The following is a 23,254-nucleotide window of genomic DNA, read 5'->3' as shown; positions in this document are numbered from 1 at the left end:
CGTCAATTGACACTAGAACTGGAGCCTGCGTGAGTAAGTTCGATAGCTTCATCGAAAAACTCCGCAACGGCCCGCGCTCACGCCCGCCAAGCCGGCACGCGCGGCGTAACCGCTCGATGTTCGCGATCCAAAAGATGTGGGGACGACATGGAAGGGGCGCCTGCTGCATTCGTTGCGACGATATTATGCATTCCTTATCGCCAACTAACTCGTCATCAAGCTGGAACATTGCCGCCGTCTCGGCCACGGTCAAGCTCCTGAAATATCAACTTGAGAAGAATCCAGCAACGACTCGGCGGCGTCGGAGGCCTATGCGCAACTCGTAAGCAAGCGCACGCAGCCGGCCGAGACTGGCACCACGCCCGGTCCCGGCGGCACCGCGAGGGGACCCGCGTCTCTTCACGCCTCCTCGCGCGCCGTGAGCGCCTCCGACCACGCGGGCAACGCGTCGCCCGGCATGGGTTTCGATAACAGAAAGCCCTGCAGTTCATCGCATCCGATACCGCGCAATGTATCCGCCTGGTGCGCGCTCTCGACGCCCTCCGCGACCACGCGCAGCTTCAGTTCGTGCCCGAGATCGATGATCGCCTTCACGATCGCGAGGTCGGCGGGCGCATCCAGCATGTCGTGCACGAACGCGCGATCGATCTTCAGTCGGTCCAGCGCGAAGCGGTTCAGATAGCTGAGGCTGGAATAGCCGGTGCCGAAGTCGTCGAGCGAAAGTTTCACGCCGAGCGAGCGAATCGCATCGATCGCCTCCACGTAGCTTTCCGCGCTATCCATCAACACGGTCTCGGTGATTTCGAGTTCGAGGCAATGCGGCGGCACGCCGTGCTTCGTGAGGCTGCGCTCGAGCACGCCGACGAGTTCGGGATGGCGCAGCTGAATCGCCGACACATTCACCGATGCACTGATCGCAAGCCCGGCACTGTCGCGCCACTCAGCGAGCTGCCGGCACGCTTCTTCGATCACCCACGCACCGATTGGAATGATGACCTTGGTTTCTTCGGCGACCGAGATGAACTGCGACGGCATCACGTTGCCGAGCAGCGGGCTATGCCATCGCAGGAGTCCTTCGACGCTCGCGAGCGCGCCGGTCCGCGCGTCCAGACACGGCTGCCACACCAGACGCAATTCCCCGCGCTCGGTCGCGGTGCGCAGGCTTGCATCGAGCGAAAGCCGGTAGCGTGCGTTCTCCGCCATATCCGCCGAGAAAAACTTCACGAGATTCCGGCCTTCCGCTTTGGCCTGATACATCGCGGCATCGGCGTTTTGCATGAGCGTGTCGATGTCCACGCCGTCGTCGGGATAAAGCGCCACGCCCACGCTGCACGATACCTGCAGCGTCTTGCCGCTGACCTCATGCGGCTCGCGCAGCAGCGTGACAAGCCTTCGCTCGATGATGTGCATCACGTCACTCGCGTTGCTCACGCCTGTGAGAATGACCGTGAATTCGTCGCCACCGAGACGGCTCACCGTGTCGTTGGCGCCCACGCCCTGCAGGAGCCGCCGCGAGACGGAACGCAGCAGCCCGTCGCCGACATGGTGCCCCAAGGAGTCGTTGATATTCTTGAAGCGGTCGAGATCGATGAACAACACCGCGGCGCGTTGCTGGGCGCGCTGCGCTTGAGCGATGGCCGCCTTCAGCCGCGCGCCGAAGAGTGCCCGGTTAGGCAATTCGGTGAGCACGTCGTGTTCCGCGAGAAACTGGATGCGCGCTTCGCTCTTCTTGCGGTCCGTGATGTCGATGAGCGTGCAGATGTAATGCGACACGCTGCTCTTTTTGTCGCGCACAGTGCTCACCATGAGCCACGCGGGATAGTTGCTGCCCTGACGGCGCCGCACTTGCGCTTCACCGTTCCAGGTCCCGCTGTGTTCGCAGCGATCCACGATTCGCGCGATCATCGCGCGTTCGTCCCCGTCTTCCTGTGGGCCGATGAACGCCGGCGGCTTGCCGACGACATCGTCGTTACGATACCCAGTCGCGCGATAGAAGGACGGATTGGCCGTGACGAGACGCGCGTTAGCGTCGAGAATGACGATCGCTTCCGAGGACGCCTCGAACACGCGGCCCCACAATTCCAGGCGCTGCTCCATGAGCTTGATCTGGTTGATCGGCGTGAAGGCGGTCAGAATGGCATCGCGCCCCTGAAAATCGAGGCGGCGCGCGGACAGCATCGCCCACGTCGGCTGCGCGGTGGCCTTCCAGTGAACCTCGAATTCATTAATGGCCTCACGGTCGGACAATTGCTGGAAGAATCGCGCGCGTGTCGATGAATCGAGCCCGAAAGCCCAGGGGTCCGTGGCGCAGCCGTTGAGCCAGAAAAGGCCAGGCTTGTTTGCGTGCAGCACTTCATGGCCGGGAATCGCAGTGACCACCATCGGCACGGGCGTCGCTTCTACCAGCGCATATTGCGCGGCAGATGCGCGTGTCGATGCTGCGAGTTCCTTCTGAACATCGCGTTCGTGGTCGAGCTGCGCGAGCATGTCATTGAAGCCGCGTACGAGTTGGCCGATCTCGTCCTGACTGTGCCAGGTAGCGCGCAGCGAGTGGTCGCCCGTGCGCCGCACAGTGTCCATCACACGCGCCAGCTTGCGTAGCGGCGAGGAGATTTGCTGGGCAACAAAGTACACCATTGCGAGAATGCCGCACAGCAAGGAGAGCGCAGTGCCCAGATGCAACCACATCTTCGAGTACAGTCCTTCCACGCGGGCGCGCAGCAGTCGATCGAGGTTCGCTCCTGTTATGCGCCAGCTCGTGCTTGCATTTGCGATGACCGATTGCTGCGCGGTATCGATAAGAGAGAGCGTCACGGCGTCTGGGGCACTGTCGCCGTCCACGACCACGCGCGCCGCATGACGAAAGGCATCGACCGCCGCGCGCATGCGCGAGATCGACGGCCCGAGCGATGCGTCGAGCGCGTGATTGGCCGCGGCCGCTTCCGCGAAGTCGGAACGCAGGCCCTGCATTGCGGCGTCGAGCTGGCCTTCGAGCACGAGGTAACGCGTGCGAACCTCTTCACGCGAGCGCGCGGTGCGTCCTTCATGCAGGTGGCGTCCGATGCCGTTGACTGCATCGATCAGCGGGGGATAGCGCAGGATCGACTGTGACATCGTGTAGTAGCTGTCCAGGTCGGGATCCAGGATCAGATTCGATTGATTGCCGATACGCGTGATCAGTTCGCGGCATGCGTCGAGCGCTGCGTGGCTCGTCGGGGCGTCCGGTCGCCTGTCGAGCGACAGCGCTTGCAACGCATCGCGCAAGGTGCGGTTGAGCGCGGCGCTTTGCAGCGGCTCGCCGTATTGCGCATCTGCGGCGGCGAGTTGATCGATCGTCGCGCGCCATGCGGCGGGGGGCAAGCGCTGACCAGCGCCCGTCAGCGCGACATCGATCAGCGCGCTCGTCACGACTCGCACATACGCGTTGCCGACGATCTCCCTGTTGGAGAAATCAATCGCGAGATACTTTTCGTGGATCAAAATGCCGCTGATATAGATGACGGCGCTCAAGTCCAACAGATAGATCAGCAGCAACTTGTGGCCCACGCGGAGGCGGGCCAGCAGCCGGAAGAAGTGGTTGGTCTTCATCGCCTGCGAGCGGTGCAGTACCGGCTGGAGAAAGAACGATGCATCAACGGGACCTCGTGCGTTCGTGCGATGGGCGCCCCGGCTTCAATGCAAGCCAGCCGGATATATCGACATTTACGGCGCTGCGCTATCGAACTTTAGCGCTAGATTGAATTTCACTATAGTAGTGCGCAGATGCGCGTCGACAGTGCGCACGCGTCATCGGAGGGCGTGTCGGTTGTCGCCATGCTGCAAAATGTGCAGACAGAAAGAAACAACGAAACCCGTACCGCAGATCGATTCGCTTCTTCGAGATCGTAGTGAGTCCGAACGAAACGATGCGAACCTATACAACGATGTTTGTGCGGTCAGCGAACGGGTTGCCGGGCAAGAGATGCAGGTCGAAGGTTTCGTCGCTCAGCGGATATTAGACGCGTCCGGGGCGATGGCGGGGCGCCCCTGGGCGTCGTGTTCACGTGGCGTCGGCCTCGCTTTCGTCCTGCGCGAGCAACTGGCTGTCGGGCAGCCGGAAGGGTACGAGATTATCCGCGTTGTTGGCTTCCACCAGCCGGATCATCTGGAGCATGAAGAAATCACGCTCGACGGGCGACAGATGCTCGATGGTGCGCTCGTGCGCGCGCTGCACCGCGGCGGCCATCTTCCTGACCAGGCGTTTGCCAGCGGGCGTGAGCCTGACAAGCCGCAGCCGCTTGTCATGCTCCGCCTGCGTGCGGCTGACGAGCCCGCGCGCGTTGAGGCGAGGAATCACTTCCGCGACGCTGGATCGCTCCAGTCCGACTTCGATAGCGAGCGAGTTCTGATCCATCTCGCCGAGTGACTCGAGCGCCGTGAGCAAGCTGTACTGCACTGGCGTGATATTGAATTCGCTCGTTTCCTGCACGAACAGGAAGGTATGGATCTGATGCAGGCGACGAATGAGAAAGCCCGGCCGTGCAAAGAGCGGCGAGCGAGTCTGTCGTTCGGCAAGCTCGGCTCGGACGCTCTTGATGTCGATTCGATCGGTGGCCATGTTTCGCATGTCAGCGACTTTTTCAGAAAAAGGATTGAGCGTCGGGCGCCCGATGCCGCATTTTAGGCCCAAACCGCATCGCGCCGCAAATCCGTGGTACACCTACGAATCACCATAAGAAGGCATCGCGCATGGGCGTGGTGCGGGCGCGCGTCCGTGACTGTCCGACTTGGTGCGATGGCTTTCGACAAAATCCGTGGTACGGCACGCATCGCCCGTAATCGAAGGTCGTAAGCCATTGAAACGACGAGGAAAGAGGCCTGCGAGGCATGGCGAAGCGAAACCGGCATACTACTTGCGGTACACCACGCATCTTTCCACTCGCGATGCGCACAGCACATGTCACAAGTACTGCTCAAAGGGGGGCGCGTCATTGACCCGGCCCAGAAGATCGACGCCACACTCGACATTCTGGTGGACAACGGCGTCATCGCCGCAATGGGCGTCGACGCCGCGACACAGGCGCGGCATGCAGAAGTCGTCGATTGCAGTGGCAAGCTGGTGCTGCCCGGTCTTATCGATACCCACGGTCACGTCTACCAATACGTCACGGGACGCTTCGGCCTGAACGCGGATCAGTGCGGCGTGCAGTCGGGCGTCACGACGCTCGTCGATCAGGGCGGACCGAGTTGCATCACCATTCCGGGCTTTCGGCACTACGTGGCGGAGCGTTCGGCCACGCGCGTCCTGGCGTTCATTTCCGCCTATCTCGTCGGGGGGCTCGAAGGTCACTATTATCCGGACCTGTATCGCCCCGACTGTCTCGATGCCGATGCGACCATCAAGTCGATCAAGGCCAATCCGGATCTCGTGAAGGGCATCAAGGCGCATGCAGAAATCGGCGGGTTTGCGCGCTGGGGTCTCGACGTCATGAAGATCGCCGCGCAGATCGGGCGCGGCGCAAATCTGCCCCTGTACATCCATTTCGGTCAGTTGTGGCCGAAGCCGCAGAGTGGCGGACTGCCGGTGCAGCCCGACTGTATCTTCAATCAGGTGGTTGAGACGCTCAAGCCCGGCGACATCCTCGCGCATCCGTTCAGCCGTCATCCCGGCGGCTTCGTCGAAGAGAACGGGCAACTGCATCCGCTCGTGCACGAAGCGGTGTCGCGCGGCCTGAAGATCGACGTGGGCCACGGCTCGCACTTCAGCTTCAAGACGGCGCGTATCGTGCTCGACGCGGGTGTCGTCCCCGACACGCTCGGCGCAGACATGCACGGCTACAACACGCACGTGCCCGCCCCCGCCGGCACGCCCGACAGTCACCCGGACGAAGAGCATTCGTTTCTCGGCCGCACCCAGTTCAGCCTCGTCAGCGCGATGACAAGCATGCTGGCGCTCGGCCTGCCGCTCGGTCACGTCGTTGCGATGGCGACCTGCAACGCCGCGAAGATGGTCGGCATGGAGCACGAGATCGGCACGCTCGAAGTGGGGCGGGGCGCGGACATCAGCGTGCTGGATGACCGTCGCGGGCGCTGGGTGCTGGAGGACAACGAAGGCACACAGGTCATCACCGACCGCATGTTGTCGCCGCTCTTTTGCCTGCGGGACGGCGTGCGCCACAACGCGGTCTCGCCGACGCTGCCGCTCGCGCGCGCCGCGTGAGGTTCAAGCACATGATCAGACGTCCGCAGAAACAAGGCAGCAACCGCCCGCAAGGCATCGGTGCATCGCTCACGCGCAAGGAAGACGAGCGTTTCATGCACGGGCGCGGCGAATACGTGCCGAATATACGCATGGTCGGCATGGTGGATGTGGCCTTCGTGCGCAGCCCGATTGCGCACGGTCATATCGTCGGCATCGAGAAGCCGAAGGAATTCGAACACGCGATCTACACGCTCGCCGACATGGAAGGCGTGAAGCCTATCGTCGCGAATTCGGGCCTTCCGGGCTTCAAATGCTCTGAACAGCCTGTTCTCGCGAGCGCCAAAGTGCGGCAGGTCGGCGAGACGATCGCGATGTGCGTGGCCGCGACGCGCGCGCAGGCCGAGGACATCGCCGCGCAGGTGTTCGTCGATTTCGAGGAACTGCCCGCCGTCGTCGACATGCTGGACGCGCGCCGCGACGATTCCCCACTCGTGCACGAACATTGGGGTGACAACGTCTTCCTAGAAACGTTCGTCGATGCGAACCCCGACGTCGATCTCGATGCCATTCGCCGCGACGCGCCCATCCGCGTGCATCGCAAGCTGCGCACGGCGCGCCAGAGCATGGCGCCGATGGAAGGCCGCGGTTGCGTGGCGCACTGGGACCGGCGGCTGTCGCAACTGATCGTGCACACGTCCGCGCAGATGCCGCATATCACGCGTACCGGGCTCGCGGAATGTCTCGGCCTCGACGAAGGACAAGTGCGCGTGATCGCGCCGGACGTGGGCGGGGGCTTCGGCTACAAGGGCATCCTGCTTCCTGAGGAAGTGTGCTGCGGATGGCTAGCGATGCAACTCGAAAAGCCGGTGCGCTGGATCGAGGATCGCCGCGAGCAGCTCACGGCAAATGCGAACTGCCGCGAGCACGACTACGACATCACCGGCTACGCGGATCGCGACGGGCGCCTGCTCGCGGTCGAGTGCGAGGCACATGTGGATTCAGGCGCGTACTCGTCCTATCCGTTCTCGGCGTGCCTCGAAGCGGCGCAGGTCGGCAGCATTCTGCCCGGGCCGTACAAGATGGAGCGTTTCCGGTGCCGGACGTGGTCGGTCGCGACCAACAAGCCGCCGATCCTGCCGTATCGTGGCGTGGCGCGCACGGGTGTCTGCTATGCAATCGAATCCATCATGGATGGCATCGCGCTCGAAGCGGGCATCGAACCTTTCGAGGTGCGGCTGCGCAATCTCGTGGAGCCGCACGAAATGCCCTACGACAACATCACGAAGAAGCACTTCGACAGCGGCGACTATCCCGAGGCGGTGCGCCGTGCGATGGCCGCCATCGACCTGCCGGCCGTGCGCGCAAGACAGCGCCGGGGCGAGCCTGACGGCAGGCGCATCGGTTTCGGCATGTCGGTGTTCTGCGAGCAGGGCGCGCACGGCACGTCGGTGTATCACGGCTGGGGCATTCCGATGGTGCCGGGTTACGAGCCGGCCGTGATCCGCCTCACGCCCGACGGCGTGCTCGAAGTGCGCGCCGGCGTGCACTCGCACGGCCAGAGCATGGAGACGACGCTCGCGCAGATCGCGCACGAAGTGCTCGGCATCGACACCGACCGCGTGCGCATCGTGCTGGGCGACACCGGCGTGACGCCGTATTCCACCGGCACGTGGGGCTCGCGCTCGATCGTGATGGCGGGCGGCGCGGTGGGCCGCGCATCGAAGGAATTGAAGGAGCGGCTCCTGAAGATCGGCGCGCATCTGCTTGGCGAACCGTTGAGCGAGGTGCGCTGGGAGAACGGCGCGGTGGTCGGCACGCAAGGCTCGCGCAGCCTGCGGGACATCGCGCGGACATGGTATCTCGCGCCGCAACTTTTGCCGTCCGATGTCGATCCGCGCGGACTCGAAGTCTCGACGTCCTATCAGGCGAAGCGCGACTCGGGCACGTTCAGCTACGCGTGTCACGCGGTGGTGGTCGCGGTCGATCCGGCGCTCGGCCAGACGGAGATTCTCGACTACGTGATCGTGGAAGACGGCGGCGTGCTCATCAATCCGATGGTCGTCGACGGACAGGTCTACGGCGGCGCGGCGCAGGGCATCGGTACGGCGCTCTACGAGGCGATGCCGTACAGCGACGACGGCCAGCCGCTTGCCTCGACGCTCGCCGACTACCTCCTGCCCGGCGCGACCGAGGTGCCCGCCATTCGCATCGAACACATGGAAACGCCCGCCCCGTACACGGAGTTCGGGCAGAAGGGCATCGGCGAAAGCGGGGCGATCGGTCCGCCCGCCGCGATCGCCAACGCCGTCAACGATGCGCTGCGCGGACTCGGCGTGCGCATCGACCAGTTGCCGATCACGCCGCGCCTCGTCGTCGAAGCGATCGCCGGGGAGCGCCAGCGCCAGGCCCACGCGATGAAAGGAATGCCCGCATGAAAGCCGCGACCTACGATTACGCAAAGCCGCTCGCCTGCGGCGAGGCGATTGCACTCATCGGACCGACCGACGGCATGGGCAAGTTCGTGTCCGGCAGCCAGTCGCTCGGACCGATGATGAACCTGCGGCTCGCGCAGCCCGAAATGCTCGTCGATCTTCGCGGAATCGAGGCGCTGCGCGCATGCCGCACCGATGGCGAGACGGTCACGCTCGGCGCGTGCATCACGCACGCGGAGATCGAGGACGGCAAGGTCGAGACCGGCACGCGCGGCCTGATGGAATACGTGGCGGGCGGCATCGCGTATCGCGCGGTGCGCAACCGCGGCACGCTGGGCGGCAGTCTCGCCCACGCCGATCCCGCCGCCGACTGGATCAATACGATGTGCGCGCTCGACGCGCAGTATCTCGTCGCGGGACGAGGCGGCGCGCGGGTGATCGACTGCGCGGACTGGATGGCCGGCGCATTCACGACCGCGCTCGAAGCCGATGAAATCCTCACCGGCGTGCGCTTCGCGCGTCTTTCGCCGACGGCGCGCTGGAGCTATTACAAGTTCAACCGCAAGCCGGGAGAGTTCGCCGAAGCGATTGCGGTGTTCATCGACGATGCGGCGCGCGGCGTGTGCCGTGCCGTGATCGGCGCGATCGACGCACCGCCCTATCCAATCGACGATGCGCGCGACCTGCTTGCCGACGCCGATCCACGGACCTCGTGCTTCGATGCGCATCTCGAAGCAGCGGGCATCGAAGCCGGAAGCTACGAACACGAAGTGCATCGCGTGGCGCTGGTACGCGCTTCTGCGGGCATTCGCAATCAGGATGGAAAAGCATGAGCGAGCCCATGATCAAGACGATCGAACTCATCGTCAACCGTGCGCCAGTCGCGGACCGCGTCGAGCCGCGCACGAGCCTCGCCGATTTCCTGCGCGAGCAACGCATGCTGTGCGGCACCAACATCGGCTGCGAGCAGGGCGTATGCGGCGCCTGCACGCTCGAGGTGGACGGCATGCCGACCCGTTCGTGCATCACGCCAGCGGTCACGTGCGCGGGAAGCACGGTACGCACCATCGAAGGCTTCGACGACGACGCCACCATGAACGAGTTGCGCGCTGCGTTCAGCGCCGAGCACGCGCTGCAATGCGGCTACTGCACGCCGGGCATGCTGATGACGGCGCGCGACATCGTGACCCGCCTGCCCGACGCCGACGACGCCCGCGTGCGCCTCGAACTCTCCGGCAACCTCTGCCGGTGCACTGGTTACGTGGGCATCGTCCGCGCGATCCGCCGCGTGCTCGATGCGCGTCGCGCCCACGCAGCGGTGCCGCTTGCGGTCGCGGCCGTGACCGCCTGAGAACCGATACGGAACCCGTACGCAATGGAAATCGAACAAAGCTTCACCGTCCCGTATCCGCGGGATGCCGTCTGGGCGCGCTTTCACGACACGCCGGAGATTGTCGCGTGCCTGCCGGGCGCGTCGCTCACGGCGCCGGTCGACAACGGCATGCTCAAGCTCGCGATGACCGTCAAGCTCGGCCCGATCGTCGCGTCTTTCGCGGGCGACGGCGAGATGAAGCTCGACGATGCGCAGTATCGCGGCAGCATTACCGGAACGGGCGTGGACCGCAAGAGTTCGTCGCGCGTGAAGGGCGTAGCGTCGTTCGCACTCGAGGCCACGGCGGCAAACGAGACGCGTGTCGACGTGAAAGTGGACTACACGATCGGCGGGAGCCTCGCGCAGTTTTCGCGTGGCGGCATCGTGAAGGAGCTGGCGACGCGCATGACCGAAGCGTTCGCGGCCAATCTGAAGGCGAAGCTCGACGAGGCGGGCGCGGCATCCGACAGCGCGCCGGTGCAGGCCGTGGTGCAGGAAGCTGAGGCACCCGTCGCGCCGGCGGAGCACATTGCGGCCGCTGCGCAAGCGCCCCTGGAAGCGCGTCCGGCTGAGCGTCCCGCTGAGCGTCCGGCATCGGCCAACGCGGTGAGACCGGCGAACGCGCCGCTCGACGTCGGCAATCTGTTCTGGAAGATGCTGTGGTCGCGCCTGCGCGGACTGTTCAGCTTCGCGGCCCGCTGACCATGCGCGCCGACGATGCCAACGCACGCGCGTTGAGCCGAATTCACGCGGTGCGTCCGCAATGGCGTGCGGTCGTGGCGGCGCGCGACGCCGTGTGTCTGCCGGACTTCACCCTGCTTCACGCGGGGCCGCCGTTCGGGAATCCGCGCGAGCCGTCGCCGCCCGTGCGCTCGTCGGCCATCCTTTGCTGTCTCTATGAAGGCTGGGCGATGGACGAAGCGCACGCCGAGCGGCTGATCGCGCAGGGCGAAGTGCGGCTCGAAAGCGCGCAGTCGTACGGCGTGGTGACGCCGCTCGCGGCGGTGATCTCGCCGCATACGACGCTCGTGGAAGTGAGCGATGAGATCGATCCCGCCGCACGCGCGTGGTCCCTGCTAGGCAGCGGCGCCGGTCCGCAGATCCGCTTCGGAACCCGCGACTTGCGCATTCTCGATCGCATGAAGTGGCGGGACGAGGTGCTCGCGCCCGCGCTCGATGACGCCCTCGCTCGCGGACCGCTCGATTTGCTCGCCCTGGCGCAGACAGGTCTGCATGACGGCGACGACCTGCATGCGCGCACCACGGCCGCAACCGCCGCGCTGCGTGCTGCGCTTGCTAGCCGCCTTACCGATGCATCCGCCGAAATCGACGCCATGCTGGCGCAGACGCCGCTCTTCTTCCTGACGCTATGGATGGCCGCGTGCGCGCTCATGCTTTCGGCGGCGAGTCCGGGCGACGCTTCGTCGACGCTCGTCGTTGCGCTCGCGGGCAACGGCGAGCGCGTCGGCATCCGGCTTGCGGGCGCGCCCTCACGCTGGATCACCGCGGCTGCACACGCGCCGAAAGGACCGCGCATCGATCCGCGACAGGCCGCGCACGCCGCGCCGCTGACCGGCGACAGCGGCGTCATCGACGCGGCCGGTTTCGGCGCTCAGGCGCTCGCGTTCGCCCCGGAGCCGGCGCAGGCCTTCGAGCCATTTCTGCCCGCCGGCTGGCGCGATCGGCAGGCGCGCGTTCATACGGAATCGCACCCCGCATTCGGGCGGCTGCCCGGCGTGCTCGACGCGGCGCGCGTCGAGCGCGAAGGGATCGCGCCGCTCGCCGCCATCGCGATGATCGGCGGCGACGGGCGAGCGGGACTGCTCGGACGCGGCCTCTATGCAGCGCCGCCCGAGCTCTTCGCGCGTGCTTTGCAAACCCTTTCCGCCGAGACCCCATGAGCGCGCAACCGATCAATCATCCGGCCACCCTCGCGGCGGTCGAAGCCGCCTTCGATGAATACGAGCGCGCGCTCACGACCAACGACGTCGCCGTTCTCGACACGCTTTTCTGGATGAGTCCGCAGACGCTGCGCTACGGCGCGACCGAAAACCTGCAAGGCTACGACGCCATCCGCGAATTTCGGGCGCAGCGCCCGGCCAAGGGGCTGATGCGCACGATCGTCGACCGGTCGGTGACGACCTTCGGTGCGGACTTTGCCGTGGCGAACATCACGTTCTCGCGCGCGGGCGAACCGCGCATCGGGCGTCAGTCGCAGACGTGGGTGCGCATCGACGGCCGGTGGCGCGTCGTCGCCGCTCATGTCAGCTGGATGGACCCGTCATGACGAGCAACGATTTGCTGCAAGCGGGCCTGCACGGAGCGTTCGTCGCCGATGGCTTCGATTCGCTGCCGTCGGCCGCGCAGCCCTCGCGCACCGGCGACAGACTGGCGACACTGCGCCTCGCGGTGAAGGACGTGTTCGATATTGCCGGCTTGCGAACGGGCAGCGGCAATCCCGTGTGGCGCGAACAGCAGCCGGTCGCCGCACGCACCGCGCTTGCCGTTCGCGTGCTTCTCGAACAAGGCGCGCAATGGGTCGGCAAGACCGTCACGGATGAACTGACCTACAGCCTCGCTGGCGTCAACGCGCACTATGGCACGCCAGTCAATCCCGCCGATCCGGCGCGGATTCCGGGCGGATCGTCATCGGGTTCTGTCGTGGCGGTCGCGGCGGGTCATGCGGACATTGCGCTCGGTACCGATTGCGGCGGCTCCGTGCGGCTGCCGGCGAGTTATTGCGGCGTATGGGGCATGCGGCCCACGCATGGCCGTATCGCCACGGACGGATGTCTGACGCTCGCCCACAGCTTCGACACGGTCGGCTGGTTCGCGCGAGACCACCGCACGCTCGCGCTCATGTTCGAGGTGCTGGCGCAAAGCGTCGTCGCGGCGGATGACGATGCCTTCTCCGTGCACGTTCCGCGCAATCTGCTCGCCTGCGCCGATGTACCCGTCGCGGCCCGCTTCGAGGCGGCTATCGAGGCAACGATGAAGTCGCTCGGCGAGCGCGTGAGTGTCGTCGCGCCGGAGGCGTCGCTCGCGGACTGGGCGCAGGCTTTCCGCGTGTTGCAGGCGGCGGAAATCGCCCAGCGATACGGCGCGTGGGCGCGCGATCATGCCGCGAGCTTCGGCGCGGACGTCGGCGCGCGCTTCGCGATGAGCCTGACCATCACGCGCGAGCAGACCGCGCAGGCGCAGCGCGTTCGCGCCGAAGCTATCCGCGCAATGGCCGAAGCCCTGCCGCAAGGCATCTACTGGCTCATTCCGACCGTGCCGGGCGGCGCGCCGCGCGCCGATGCATCTGCGCAAGCGGTCGATCACGCGCGCGCGCGTGCGCAGCAGATGCTGTGCGTCGCGGGTCTCGCGGGCCTGCCGCAAGTGAGCATGCCGTGGGCACCCATCGACGGCGCGCCTGTCGGCCTTTCCGTGATCGGCGCGCGCGGCGCGGACGAAGGCGTGCTGCGCGTCGCGCGCGCGATGCACGAAGTCATGCAGTAAGCGTCGGCGCGGGCGCGACCCGCTGCCGGACGAGCAGGCGTCTTTCCGAACAAAGCCCACTCAAAGGAACGTCCATGACGAAGCATCTGACCGAAGCGCAGGTCGCCCACTTCAAGCAGCACGGCTATGTCTATCCGATGCGCGCGATCGACGCGCAAGAGGCGGCGGAGTATCGCCGCATCATCGAACGGTATGAGGCGTCCACCGGGGAGGACGTCAACAAGACGCTGAAGATCAAAGGCCATCTGGCTTTGCCGGCAATTGTCGAGTTGGGGCGTCATCCGGCCATTCTCGATGCGGTCGAGGACCTCATCGGACCGGACATCATGCTGTTCGGCGCGTCCATCTTCGCAAAGAACGGTGGCGATCCGCGCTATGTGTCGTGGCATCAGGATTCAACGTACTTCGGGCTGACGCCGCACGAAGAAGTCACGGTGTGGGTCGCGCTCACACCGGCCAATTCGGTCAACGGCGTGCTGCGTGTGCTGCCCGGCTCGCACAGCGGACCCGACCTGAAGCACGTCGAGACCTACGCGAAAGACAACATGCTCGCAAAAGGCCAGACGCTCGTCGGTATCGACGAAGACCTGGCCGTCGAGATGCCGCTCCAGCCGGGCGAATTCTCGATGCATCACGAACGCACCGCGCATAGTTCGCTGCCGAATCGCTCGGATGACCGGCGCATCGGCTTCGCGTTCTTCTACGTGCCGGCGCACGTGCGATCCACGACTGGCCGCCGCCGCGCGACGCTCGTACGCGGTGTCGATCGCTTCGGTCACTGGGATGCCGACACCTTGCCCGAATACGATTGCGATCCGCGCTCGATGAGCGAACTGGCGCAAACGTGGGGCAAGTACAAGGACGGCGAAGTGAAGCAGGCCGCGGACATGGTCGCGCCGCAGTGAGTCGGTTCACGCTCGCGGCGGCGTGTGCACGCCGCCGCGAGCGTGAAGCCCAGGCGCGTTCGGGGATGCGCTTCAGTCGTCGGCCGCCTGATGCGGCGAGCGAAAGCGCGCCAGGAACTGCCGCGCGCGCGAGGTCTGCGGTGTGCCGAAGAATTGCGCGGGCGGTGCGCTCTCGATCACCTGTCCGGCGTCCATGAAAACGACGCGGCTTGCCACTTGCCGCGCGAATTCCATCTCGTGCGTGACGATCACCATGGTCGCGCCTTCCTGCGCGAGCGAGCGCATCACGTTCAGCACTTCGCCGACGAGCATCGGGTCGAGCGCGCTGGTGGGTTCGTCGAAAAGCAGGATGTCCGGTTTCATTGCCAGTGCCCGCGCGATGCCCACACGCTGCTTCTGACCGCCCGACAGCCGCGAGGGGAAGGCATCCAGCTTGGCAGCGAGGCCGACACGTTCCAGTAGGCGCTCGGCGTCCGCCCGCACTTCGTCGCGCGGACGTCCGAGCACGTGGAGCGGCGCTTCCATGACGTTCTGCAGCACCGTCAGATGCGGCCATAGTGCGAAGTGCTGAAACACCATGCCGATGCGTGCCCGCGAACGCGCGAGTTCGGCATCGTTCATCTTGATCGACGAGCCCTCGCGCACGCCCATGCGCCGACCCGATACGTGGATGGTGCCGGCATCCGGAATCTCCAGCCAGTTCACGCAGCGTAGGAGAGTGGACTTCCCGCAACCCGATGGTCCCAGCAGGCATACGGTCTCGCCCTTGTGCACGGTGAGCGAGACATCGCGCAGCACGTGGTTGTCGCCGAATGACTTCGAAATGCCGTTGAGTTGCAGGACCGTCTGCGCCGTCTCGCTCGCCGCGCCGTATGCGAGGCCGCTCGAGCTTTTTGCCGCGTCGGGTGCGCGCATGGCCGTGAGCGGGACGTCGTTGGAAATGTTCATGCTCTGCGTTCCTCGGCGAATCTCGACAATAATCCGCTGCCGCCTTCGATCACGAGGCAAATGGCCCAGTACAGCAGCACGGCCGTGATGAACGCGGCAAACGGGATGAAATAGGTAGCCTGAATGCCGTTCATCTGATGCGTCAGTTCGCCGACCGCGATCACCGTGAGGAACGCGCTGTCTTTCACGATCTGCACGAGCTGATTTCCGATCATCGGCAAAGCGACGGTGAAGACCTGCGGGAGAATGATGCGGCGAACGAGACCGAAGCCGTGAAAGCCGTAGGCGCGCGCGGCTTCGATCATCGGCACGGGCAGCCCGGCCCACGCGCCGCGCAACAGTTCGGCCATGTAGGCGGTGTTATAGAGAATCAGCGCGATGGCGCCCGCCCACCAGTTCGACAGACGAATGCCAGCGGTCGGCAGACCGAAATAGATCAGATAAACGAAGAGCAGAAAAGGCGCGCAACGCATGGCATCGACATAGAGCATGGCGAGCCGCGCGATGGCCGGGCGCTTCGACATGAGCGCGGGCGCGAGCAGTGCGCCCAGCAGGAGCGAAGCGATCGCGGCGACGGCCAGCAGTCCGAGCGTGTCGAGCAGGCCCGCAAGCACGTCCGCGCGCTGCTGCCAGACGATCAGAAAATGTTCGGTCATGCGCGCGCCTCCACGGGCTGACGTCTCTCGATCAGACGCTGCGCCCGGATCAGCACGAACACGATCAGCCCGTACAGCACCAGCGCGAACACGAACGGCGGCAGCGGATCATAGGTGCGCGCGCCCACACGCAGGGCGGCGCGCGTGATCTCGACGATGCCGATGACCGCGACCGCGGGCGTCGACTTGATCTGCAAGGTCATTTCGTTGACGAGACCCGGAAGGCTTGCGCGCCAGATCTGCGGCATCACGATGCGCCGGAACCGCAGGCTGCGCGGCATGGCGAAGGCGAGGGCGGCGTCGTACTGATCTCGCGGAAAGTTCATCAGCGCAGCGCGCCAGATTTCGCAATTGAACGCTGCCGTGCTGATGGTGAGTGCGAGGATCGCGGCGGGCGTCGGGTCCAGGGAGATGCCGAACTGCGGCAGCGCGAAGAAAATCAGCAACGTCAGCGTGACGGCAGGACACGAGCGGATGAGGCTCACGTACGCGAGCGCGATGCGGTTGAGATACGGCACGCGCGCCCAGCGAATCAACGCAAGTCCGAGCCCCAGCGGCACGCCGAGCACGATGCTGGCGACCGAAAGAAGCACGGTCGCCAGCGCGCCCTGCGCGATGCTCCAGTAATCGAAGGCGTTCATCGATGGGAGTTGGTAGAGGCGTAAAGGTCAGTTGACCGACTGCGGCATGTCCTTGTAGCTCGCACCGAGCCACTTTTGCTGGAGCTGGTACATCTCGCCGCTTTTGCGCAGTTCGAGCAGCGCGGCATCGACCATCTTCACGACGTCAGTGTTGCCCTTCTTCACGGCCCACGCGATGTACGTAGGCTTGCCGATTGCCTGGCCGACGACGAAGACGTCCGGGCGTGTCTTCACCAGCGAATTCAGGCTGATCTGCGTATTGGCGACGGCATCGACGCGGCCGAGCCCGAGATCCTGATAGGCCTCCGGATACGACTGATATTCGACGATCTGCTTGAGGCCGTTGCCGCCGTGCTTCTTCTTCAGCTCCTCGTTGAACTGCTTGAGGTCTGCGAGCATCGCGCTACCCGTTTCCGCACCCACCACCTTGCCGACGAGATCGTCCGTGGTCTTGATGGAAGATCCCTTCTTCGTCGCGTACATGGTGACGGCCTCACAGGTCGGCGACGCGAAGTCGAAGTTCTTCTTGCGCTCTTCGGTGACGAGCACCGCGCTCAATGCCATGTCGTACTTGCCCGTCGTGACGCCGGGCAGAATGCCGGACCACGGCATCACCTGTTGCTTTACATCGACGCCGAGCTTCTTGCGCATCAGCGCGAGCAGGTCGTTGTCGTACCCCGTGTTCTTGCCGTTCTCGACGAACTCGAATGGGTTGTAGTCGTCTTCGGTCGCAACGCTCAGATAACCGCGCGCCTTGATGTCTTTGGCGCCGGCTGCATGAGCCGCCTGACTCAGGCCGACCGTAGCGACGACCATGAGCGCGCACGAGCGAAGGAGCGTGACGGCAAAGCGGTGTTTGGATTGACCAGCATCGCGACGGGTAAGACGAACTAACATAATTGCCCCTTTGGTGATTGATTGACGCGCAGGTTCAACGCATGCGCGGTTGCTGGATGGCGACCGTCAAAGAGACGATTCGTTCGTGAACTGAGAAAGCCGTCTCGGAATATGCAAGTGGTATGCCAACGATCTAAGGCGGCGCAGTACGCTTGGAGTGGACGTTCCATCCATAAAGCGCCGAAGCAAATAAATATGTGGTGCACCACGGATGCAGAAACAGCCTCTCCATCGTGCATGAGCGCACCGAGTTGCGACATGGCGCGCACAAGCAGCGGCTAGTTCGGCGATGCATGAATTGGGCTCCGATCCCGGACCTCCAGGGCAGCAGCAATAGACACCGACGGCGATAAACCCGCCGCCATGCAAGATGCGCGCGACGCGGCTGCAGCCACTCCGTACAGTCACGCCACACGGGGCAGCGAAAGTTGCGGGGTACATTGGTCGATACCGCGGGAAGCGGGTGGTGGGGGCGATAATGATCGGCGAAGTGCCGCCCGTAACGACCAGGGCTTTGACAGCAGCTGCTAAGGCGAAAGAGAAGATCGTATGTAGTACTACATAGATCGCGTACGGCCTCTTTCGGCTACAACTCGGCGGGCGCCGAAGTTCTCACGAGTCGAATCGACGCGTTCACGATTCCGAGGAGTTTGGGGAACGTACTTTCGAGTGGGCCGTTCGCGCGACAGTCTTGGATGCGGGTGCGTGACGCGATAGATCTATCTTCACGATCGCGGCGCGACAGACTTCGGCGTTCCGATGCCGTTTTGGCGCGTAGACTGCCTGCGCAAATCCACTTCCGACGACTTGAAATGGAAGGCCATGCTGCTCGGCCGGTAGTGGCGCCCGCCTGCGCATAAGGCAGGGCTATATCAAAGAAATTAGGCGGCAGCACCGGTCGAGAGAGGGAAGCTAGCTGCCGGCTGGGAATCACAACTGTTTATTGTCGATGCCTTCGCTTCCGAGAGGCATCGCTAACCGCATCAGCGAGCCCGGCAAATGCACCGGCTTCCTCCCCGATCTGCAACTGCGTAGCGGACTGACTCAGGCGCTGCATAGCCTATGTTTCTGGTTTAGCGCATGTATCCAATAGTAGGATCGGATTGAGCGTCGGCGGTCCAATTAGGGGAGGCGGCGAGGGGTCCCTTGCGCTGCCGGCTTCTATGACTGGATGCACCCGTTACCTTGGGGGTATCGGATGGCGGCATCTTAACGCGCTCTAAGAATGCCGCGCTCCAGATTGGCGCCTGCGAATCAACCTCCGAGTCGCTTCCAGCGTGTCGCCACACGCGGTGTCTGGCGCACGAGGAAGCAGAGCCAACGTGCCGTCTGCCCCGACGCATCAAGCTCTAGGCAAACGACACATCAGTACGTCAGCACATCACGACAAACGAGAACCGACGCGCAAACTCACGCAACCGCATAGCGTTCGAGCCAATGCGCGTACGGTGCCGGCAGCGTCCACGACGGACGCTCGATACCCAGCTTCTTCGCCGCATAGTACGGCCAGTGCGGATCGGCCAAGTGCGCGCGACCAACCATCACTAGATCCAGCTGCCCGTTCTTCACCGAACGGTCCGCCAGTTCGGGCGTATCGATGCCCCATGCCGACGAAACCGGAATGCCGGCCTCGCGGCGCACGCGCTCCGCGATCGGCGCGAGAAACGCCGGAGCCCATGGAATGGCTGCGGTCGGCGTGGAAAAGCCCACGCTGACGCTTAGCATGTCCAGTCCCTCGCGCTTGAAATTCTTCGCCAGTTCGATCGACTCGACGAGCGTTTCTTCGTCGCGGCCGTCGTACTCGATCACGCCGAAGCGCGCCGTCAATGGCAGGTGCTCCGGCCACACCTTGCGTACGGCGGCCAGCGTTTCAAGCAGAAAGCGGCTGCGGTTCTCGAGGCTGCCGCCGTACGCGTCGTCGCGTTGATTGGAGTGCGTGGAAAAGAAGCTTTGGCCAAGGTAGCCGTGCGCGAAGTGCAACTCAAGCCATTCGAAGCCCGCGTCGCGCGCTCGCTTCGCGGCGGCGACGAAATCTTCGCGAACGCGCGCGATGTCGTCGAGCGTCATCGCTTTGGGTACTTTCGACAGACCGCCGCCGAAGGGGATCGCCGAGGGCGCGAGCGTTGCCCAGCCTCGCGGATCGCTGTCGGCGATATGATCGTCGCCTTCCCACGGTCTGTTCGCGCTGGCTTTGCGGCCCGCGTGACCGATCTGAATGCCCGGCACCGCGCCCGCCGCCTTGATCGATGCGACCACGGGCGCGAAAGCCTGCGCCTGCTCGTCGGTCCAGATGCCCGCGCAGCCTGGTGTAATCCGACCCTCGGGCGACACGGCCGTTGCCTCGACGATCACCAACCCTGCACCGCCGCGTGCCAGACCGGCCAGGTGCACACGGTGCCAGTCGTTGATCAAACCGTCCTCGGCCGTGTACTGACACATCGGTGGAATGGCAATGCGGTTGCGTAACGAAACATCTTTGAGCTTGTAGGGCTGAAATAATGCGGACATCAGGCTAAACTCCCGTTCATGAGGCTTGTACGTTATTTCGATGAATATCGAACTAGCGAGTATGGCAGAAGCTACTTCCACCTGCACAATGCGCACCTATACCCATCCTGTCGCCGAGGACTTCACGCTCGGGCGGCTCTTCCACGCTCTTAGCGACCCGGTGCGCCTTGAGATCGTTCGTCGACTATCGACGGTAGACGAGGCGACCTGTGGCGAGCTGGACGGGGGTCGACCGAAGTCAAGTGTCTCGCATCATTTTCGGATCCTCCGCGAAGCGGGCCTGGTGCGCACGCGCGTTGCCGGCACCGTGCATCAAAATTCATTGCGGCGCGCGGAATTGGATGCCCGCTTTCCCGGCTTGATGGAGGCCGTCATCAAGCAGATCGCCAGCAATTGCGTAGTGAGCGAAGCGTCGTGAAAGTCGACTGAAGGTCGTGGAAGATGGCCGCACGCGCAGGCGGCGCCACGCCGGTATGCGTTTCATGGGTCATCCTCCGGCAACTTCTGAACCGCCTCCGGCAACGTGATACCGTGCGGGCAAATGCTTAGCGATGCATTTCCGCCGATATCGCCCCGACCGCTTTTTCATCCTTGAGTCGCTGCAACGCCGGACACGCACCTTCGAAGGCCGTGTTGAGTTCCTTGCGGTATGCCGTCCGAACAGAACCAGGATCGGGATCGTGGGCGATCGGACTCACGCGATCGCCTTGCTCAGGCTATCGAGCGTGACTTCTCGTGAATTCATGTCAGTCCGCATAGGACGGGTCCTCCTTGTCCAGAACACGCTTCATCTCTTCGAAGTGCGCGAGGGAGAAGTCAACGATGCCTTCCCAGTCGCGCGCGGTTCTTTCGGCCACTTCCGGCGACAGCACCTTCAGCGGCCGGCCCGTGCCGTATGCGATGCATAGAATCTGGCAAGCGCGTTCCAGCGTGTACATATCGTCGAACGCCTCGCCGATGCTCGCTGCGGTCACCATGACGCCGTGATTGCCCATCATCAGGCGCGACTTGTCACCGAGCGCTTCGAGAAGGCGCGCGCCCTCGGCGGCGGTGTCCGCCATGCCGCCAAATTCGCTGTCGAGCGCGACGCGGCCGTAGTAACGCGCCGTGTTCTGCTCGATAGGCTTGATCTCCGGGTCCGCGAGGCACGCGATGGCAGTCGCATGAACGGGATGCAGATGCATCGCCACACGAATATGCGGCGCGCGCCGGTGGATTTGCCCATGAATCGCCCACGCGGTGGCATCGACATCGCCTCGACCGGCGAGATCTTCGCTGTCTTCGGCATCGAGGAGCAGCAGATCGCTTGCCCGAATGCGCGAGAAGTGAACCCACTTCGGGTTCATCAGAAACTTGCGTCCGTCCGGCGACACCGCCGCGCTGAAATGGTTGGCGACCGCTTCATGCATGCCGAGCTTTGCGAAGCAACGGAAAGCGGCGGCGAGGTCGATGCGCAACTGACGCTCATTCGTGTTCATGGCTGTGTCTTGTTGAAAGAGAGGAAATGCGGTCACGCCGAAGCCTGACTCTTGCCGTCACGCGACCGCACGATCTGCGACCCGAGGGTCGATTGTGCCCCGCGCGTCGGCGCGACTTGCACCTAAGTGTCGTTTCAGACGTTGCCCTGTTCGAGAGAAAGCATTGCGAATCTATGCAATCGGCATCACGCGTCGTCGCCCGACCAGAACGCGTTGCGGTCCAGGTAGTTTTGCAGGAACTGTGTAAAGCGCGGATTCTTGGACTCGCGAAACACCTGTCGCGGCGTGCCTGACACGGTGATACGACCTGCATCGATGAAGGCGACCGTATCCGCCACTTGCGCGGCGAAGCCCATTTCATGCGTCACGACGGCCATCGTCATGCCGTCGCGGGCAAGCTGTTTCATGACCTGCAGTACTTCGCCGACGAGTTCAGGATCGAGCGCGGATGTGGGTTCGTCGAACAGCATGATGTGCGGTTCCATGGCGAGTGCGCGGGCGATCGCGACGCGCTGCTGCTGTCCGCCCGACAAGCGCGACGGATACGCGTCCGCCTTGCCCGACAGACCGACCAGCTCCAGCATGCGGCCCGCCTGTTCGGCGGCCTTTCCCTTCGGAAACCCGCGTACCCGCACCAACGCTTCCATGACGTTACCAAGCACGGTCATATGCGGCCAGAGGTTGAATTGCTGAAACACCATGCCGACATGGCGCCGAGTATGGTGCAACTCCTTTGCGGTGGCGCGCACGCGTTTGCCACCGCGCATGGTGTAGCCGAGCAATTGGCCTTCGATATGCACCTCGCCATGATCGTAGGTCTCGAGTCCGGCGAGACAACGCAGGAGCGTGCTCTTGCCCGAACCCGACGGCCCGATGATGCACAGGACTTCAGACTTGCGGATGGTCAGATCGATGCCGCGAAGAATGTCGGTGGAAGCGAAGCGCTTGTACAGGCCCTTCGCTTCGACCAGCGGGTCAACGGCTGCGCCGGAGACGAGGGGCGCGGGTTCGGCGATGATGAGCGTCATGAATTCCTCGATACCTTCAGGCGAGAAAGCGCGTCATGCGCTTTTCGGCCCAGTTACCCGCCCCGGTCGCCAGCTCGACCAGCAGCAGATAGCAGGCGCTTAGCACGAGCAGCGTTTGAACATAGGCGAACGTCGCGGAGCCGATACCCGTGAGCACGAAGGTCAGCTCGGGCACGGTCACGACCGACAGCACGGCCGTTTCCTTGCTCAGCACGATGGTCAAGTTCGAAAGCGCGGGAAGAATCAGCGCCAGCATCTGCGGCAACTGAATGCGCCAGACCGCCTGCATGCGAGTGAGGCCGAGACACGCCGCCGCTTCGAGATGCCCCTTCGGCACCGAAGCGAAGCCGCCGCGGAACACTTCGGCGAAGTATGCGCCACCATACAGTGTGAGAGCGAGGACGCCCGCCATCGCAGGCGTGAGCGTCAGTCCGAAAGACGGGCCGCCGTAGTAGAGCAGAAACAGTTGCACGAGAAACGGCGTGCCGCGAAACAGCTCCACATACACGCGCAGCAACGCTCGCACGAAGCGCCCGCCCAGTTGCTGCGCCAGCGCCACGACGAAGCCGAGCATCGCGCCCAGCAGCACGCTGACGAGCCACATCCAGAGCGTGGTCGCGAACCCCGCGCCTATCTGCGACAGGTTATGCGTGATGGCGGAGAGGTCGAAATGAGGCACGGAAGAGATCCTGTCGTCGATGTCGCGG

The 23,254-nt window shown here is 64.1% G+C and carries 21 protein-coding genes; 10 read left to right on the top strand and 11 right to left on the bottom strand.

Annotation, left to right across the window (positions count from 1 at the left end; all coding sequences use genetic code 11):
- Nucleotides 1-399: 399 nt before the first annotated feature.
- Nucleotides 400-3,588 carry an EAL domain-containing protein gene (locus JYK05_RS20105; RefSeq protein WP_206470281.1) on the bottom strand — a complete coding sequence of 1,063 codons (3,189 nt, stop codon included), beginning with the start codon at nucleotides 3,586-3,588 and terminating at the stop codon, nucleotides 400-402.
- A 451-nt stretch (nucleotides 3,589-4,039) separates the two neighbouring features.
- Nucleotides 4,040-4,606: a MarR family winged helix-turn-helix transcriptional regulator gene (locus JYK05_RS20100; RefSeq protein WP_175943083.1), complete on the bottom strand. Its 567-nt coding sequence runs from the start codon at nucleotides 4,604-4,606 to the stop codon at nucleotides 4,040-4,042.
- 330 nt (nucleotides 4,607-4,936) lie between these two features.
- On the opposite strand from JYK05_RS20100, the gene JYK05_RS20095 reads away from it, so the two are divergent.
- The 9 genes from JYK05_RS20095 to JYK05_RS20055 all read left to right on the top strand — a co-directional run bounded on the left by JYK05_RS20095 (nucleotide 4,937) and on the right by JYK05_RS20055 (nucleotide 14,391).
- A complete protein-coding gene (locus tag JYK05_RS20095; RefSeq protein ID WP_206470280.1) occupies nucleotides 4,937-6,199 on the top strand; it encodes an amidohydrolase/deacetylase family metallohydrolase in 1,263 nt (420 codons plus the stop codon).
- Between the two features lie 11 nt (nucleotides 6,200-6,210).
- Complete coding sequence (locus JYK05_RS20090; protein ID WP_206470279.1) at nucleotides 6,211-8,616, top strand: xanthine dehydrogenase family protein molybdopterin-binding subunit; 2,406 nt, start codon at nucleotides 6,211-6,213, stop codon at nucleotides 8,614-8,616.
- The gene (locus JYK05_RS20085) at nucleotides 8,613-9,446 is read left to right on the top strand and encodes a xanthine dehydrogenase family protein subunit M (RefSeq protein WP_206470278.1); all 834 of its coding nucleotides are present in this window, start codon (nucleotides 8,613-8,615) and stop codon (nucleotides 9,444-9,446) included. The genes JYK05_RS20090 and JYK05_RS20085 overlap by 4 nt, the downstream gene beginning before the upstream one ends.
- Entirely contained in the window at nucleotides 9,443-9,964 is a 522-nt protein-coding gene (locus JYK05_RS20080) for a (2Fe-2S)-binding protein (RefSeq protein ID WP_175943075.1), read from the top strand. The genes JYK05_RS20085 and JYK05_RS20080 overlap by 4 nt, the downstream gene beginning before the upstream one ends.
- A gap of 24 nt (nucleotides 9,965-9,988) precedes the next feature.
- The gene (locus JYK05_RS20075) at nucleotides 9,989-10,687 is read left to right on the top strand and encodes an SRPBCC family protein (RefSeq protein WP_206470277.1); all 699 of its coding nucleotides are present in this window, start codon (nucleotides 9,989-9,991) and stop codon (nucleotides 10,685-10,687) included.
- Between the two features lie 2 nt (nucleotides 10,688-10,689).
- Nucleotides 10,690-11,886 (top strand): DUF1116 domain-containing protein, encoded by a 1,197-nt coding sequence (locus JYK05_RS20070; protein ID WP_175943071.1) that lies wholly within the window; start codon nucleotides 10,690-10,692, stop codon nucleotides 11,884-11,886.
- Nucleotides 11,883-12,272 (top strand): oxalurate catabolism protein HpxZ, encoded by a 390-nt coding sequence (hpxZ, locus tag JYK05_RS20065; RefSeq protein WP_206470276.1) that lies wholly within the window; start codon nucleotides 11,883-11,885, stop codon nucleotides 12,270-12,272. Before JYK05_RS20070 ends, hpxZ begins: the two co-directional genes overlap by 4 nt.
- Nucleotides 12,269-13,486: an amidase gene (locus JYK05_RS20060; protein WP_206470275.1), complete on the top strand. Its 1,218-nt coding sequence runs from the start codon at nucleotides 12,269-12,271 to the stop codon at nucleotides 13,484-13,486. Before hpxZ ends, JYK05_RS20060 begins: the two co-directional genes overlap by 4 nt.
- 74 nt (nucleotides 13,487-13,560) lie before the next feature.
- Complete coding sequence (locus tag JYK05_RS20055; RefSeq protein WP_206470274.1) at nucleotides 13,561-14,391, top strand: phytanoyl-CoA dioxygenase family protein; 831 nt, start codon at nucleotides 13,561-13,563, stop codon at nucleotides 14,389-14,391.
- A 72-nt stretch (nucleotides 14,392-14,463) separates the two neighbouring features.
- Here JYK05_RS20055 and JYK05_RS20050 read toward each other — a convergent pair whose 3' ends face one another.
- The 5 genes from JYK05_RS20050 to JYK05_RS20030 form a co-directional block, all read right to left on the bottom strand.
- Complete coding sequence (locus JYK05_RS20050) at nucleotides 14,464-15,339, bottom strand: amino acid ABC transporter ATP-binding protein (protein WP_241270063.1); 876 nt, start codon at nucleotides 15,337-15,339, stop codon at nucleotides 14,464-14,466.
- The gene (locus JYK05_RS20045; protein WP_175943063.1) at nucleotides 15,336-15,995 is read right to left on the bottom strand and encodes an amino acid ABC transporter permease; all 660 of its coding nucleotides are present in this window, start codon (nucleotides 15,993-15,995) and stop codon (nucleotides 15,336-15,338) included. The genes JYK05_RS20050 and JYK05_RS20045 overlap by 4 nt, the downstream gene beginning before the upstream one ends.
- Nucleotides 15,992-16,636 (bottom strand): amino acid ABC transporter permease, encoded by a 645-nt coding sequence (locus JYK05_RS20040; protein WP_175943060.1) that lies wholly within the window; start codon nucleotides 16,634-16,636, stop codon nucleotides 15,992-15,994. Before JYK05_RS20040 ends, JYK05_RS20045 begins: the two co-directional genes overlap by 4 nt.
- A 27-nt stretch (nucleotides 16,637-16,663) precedes the next feature.
- Nucleotides 16,664-17,533: a transporter substrate-binding domain-containing protein gene (locus JYK05_RS20035; RefSeq protein WP_206470273.1), complete on the bottom strand. Its 870-nt coding sequence runs from the start codon at nucleotides 17,531-17,533 to the stop codon at nucleotides 16,664-16,666.
- A gap of 1,410 nt (nucleotides 17,534-18,943) precedes the next feature.
- On the bottom strand, nucleotides 18,944-20,041 hold the full coding sequence (locus tag JYK05_RS20030; protein WP_175943056.1) for an NADH:flavin oxidoreductase/NADH oxidase: 1,098 nt from the start codon (nucleotides 20,039-20,041) through the stop codon (nucleotides 18,944-18,946).
- A gap of 88 nt (nucleotides 20,042-20,129) precedes the next feature.
- Between JYK05_RS20030 and JYK05_RS20025 the strand changes: the two genes are divergently transcribed.
- The gene (locus JYK05_RS20025; protein WP_206470272.1) at nucleotides 20,130-20,459 is read left to right on the top strand and encodes a helix-turn-helix transcriptional regulator; all 330 of its coding nucleotides are present in this window, start codon (nucleotides 20,130-20,132) and stop codon (nucleotides 20,457-20,459) included.
- 127 nt (nucleotides 20,460-20,586) lie between these two features.
- Here JYK05_RS20025 and JYK05_RS20020 read toward each other — a convergent pair whose 3' ends face one another.
- The 4 genes from JYK05_RS20020 to JYK05_RS20005 form a co-directional block, all read right to left on the bottom strand.
- The gene (locus tag JYK05_RS20020; protein WP_206470271.1) at nucleotides 20,587-20,739 is read right to left on the bottom strand and encodes a hypothetical protein; all 153 of its coding nucleotides are present in this window, start codon (nucleotides 20,737-20,739) and stop codon (nucleotides 20,587-20,589) included.
- A gap of 48 nt (nucleotides 20,740-20,787) precedes the next feature.
- Nucleotides 20,788-21,519, bottom strand: coding sequence for a class II aldolase and adducin N-terminal domain-containing protein (locus JYK05_RS20015; protein ID WP_206470270.1), 732 nt, complete (start codon nucleotides 21,517-21,519; stop codon nucleotides 20,788-20,790).
- Between the two features lie 185 nt (nucleotides 21,520-21,704).
- Nucleotides 21,705-22,547 carry an amino acid ABC transporter ATP-binding protein gene (locus JYK05_RS20010; protein WP_279612502.1) on the bottom strand — a complete coding sequence of 281 codons (843 nt, stop codon included), beginning with the start codon at nucleotides 22,545-22,547 and terminating at the stop codon, nucleotides 21,705-21,707.
- Between the two features lie 16 nt (nucleotides 22,548-22,563).
- The gene (locus tag JYK05_RS20005) at nucleotides 22,564-23,226 is read right to left on the bottom strand and encodes an amino acid ABC transporter permease (RefSeq protein ID WP_206470269.1); all 663 of its coding nucleotides are present in this window, start codon (nucleotides 23,224-23,226) and stop codon (nucleotides 22,564-22,566) included.
- Nucleotides 23,227-23,254: the final 28 nt, after the last annotated feature.

The organism is Caballeronia sp. M1242 (assembly GCF_017220215.1).
Classification (GTDB): Bacteria; Pseudomonadota; Gammaproteobacteria; order Burkholderiales; family Burkholderiaceae; genus Caballeronia.
The sequence above is the reverse complement of the archived record's forward strand: the minus strand, read 5'-3'. Positions and strand labels throughout refer to the sequence as shown.

What these genes read in the sequence shown, in the direction of transcription:
- JYK05_RS20105 (WP_206470281.1), bottom strand. Translation starts at nt 3,588, where the DNA reads ATGAAGACCAACCACTTCTTCCGGCTGCTGGCCCGCCTCCGCGTGGGC.
- JYK05_RS20100 (WP_175943083.1), bottom strand. Translation starts at nt 4,606, where the DNA reads ATGCGAAACATGGCCACCGATCGAATCGACATCAAGAGCGTCCGAGCC.
- JYK05_RS20095 (WP_206470280.1), top strand. Translation starts at nt 4,937, where the DNA reads ATGTCACAAGTACTGCTCAAAGGGGGGCGCGTCATTGACCCGGCCCAG.
- JYK05_RS20090 (WP_206470279.1), top strand. Translation starts at nt 6,211, where the DNA reads ATGATCAGACGTCCGCAGAAACAAGGCAGCAACCGCCCGCAAGGCATC.
- JYK05_RS20085 (WP_206470278.1), top strand. Translation starts at nt 8,613, where the DNA reads ATGAAAGCCGCGACCTACGATTACGCAAAGCCGCTCGCCTGCGGCGAG.
- JYK05_RS20080 (WP_175943075.1), top strand. Translation starts at nt 9,443, where the DNA reads ATGAGCGAGCCCATGATCAAGACGATCGAACTCATCGTCAACCGTGCG.
- JYK05_RS20075 (WP_206470277.1), top strand. Translation starts at nt 9,989, where the DNA reads ATGGAAATCGAACAAAGCTTCACCGTCCCGTATCCGCGGGATGCCGTC.
- JYK05_RS20070 (WP_175943071.1), top strand. Translation starts at nt 10,690, where the DNA reads ATGCGCGCCGACGATGCCAACGCACGCGCGTTGAGCCGAATTCACGCG.
- hpxZ (WP_206470276.1), top strand. Translation starts at nt 11,883, where the DNA reads ATGAGCGCGCAACCGATCAATCATCCGGCCACCCTCGCGGCGGTCGAA.
- JYK05_RS20060 (WP_206470275.1), top strand. Translation starts at nt 12,269, where the DNA reads ATGACGAGCAACGATTTGCTGCAAGCGGGCCTGCACGGAGCGTTCGTC.
- JYK05_RS20055 (WP_206470274.1), top strand. Translation starts at nt 13,561, where the DNA reads ATGACGAAGCATCTGACCGAAGCGCAGGTCGCCCACTTCAAGCAGCAC.
- JYK05_RS20050 (WP_241270063.1), bottom strand. Translation starts at nt 15,339, where the DNA reads ATGAACATTTCCAACGACGTCCCGCTCACGGCCATGCGCGCACCCGAC.
- JYK05_RS20045 (WP_175943063.1), bottom strand. Translation starts at nt 15,995, where the DNA reads ATGACCGAACATTTTCTGATCGTCTGGCAGCAGCGCGCGGACGTGCTT.
- JYK05_RS20040 (WP_175943060.1), bottom strand. Translation starts at nt 16,636, where the DNA reads ATGAACGCCTTCGATTACTGGAGCATCGCGCAGGGCGCGCTGGCGACC.
- JYK05_RS20035 (WP_206470273.1), bottom strand. Translation starts at nt 17,533, where the DNA reads ATGTTAGTTCGTCTTACCCGTCGCGATGCTGGTCAATCCAAACACCGC.
- JYK05_RS20030 (WP_175943056.1), bottom strand. Translation starts at nt 20,041, where the DNA reads ATGTCCGCATTATTTCAGCCCTACAAGCTCAAAGATGTTTCGTTACGC.
- JYK05_RS20025 (WP_206470272.1), top strand. Translation starts at nt 20,130, where the DNA reads ATGCGCACCTATACCCATCCTGTCGCCGAGGACTTCACGCTCGGGCGG.
- JYK05_RS20015 (WP_206470270.1), bottom strand. Translation starts at nt 21,519, where the DNA reads ATGAACACGAATGAGCGTCAGTTGCGCATCGACCTCGCCGCCGCTTTC.
- JYK05_RS20010 (WP_279612502.1), bottom strand. Translation starts at nt 22,547, where the DNA reads ATGACGCTCATCATCGCCGAACCCGCGCCCCTCGTCTCCGGCGCAGCC.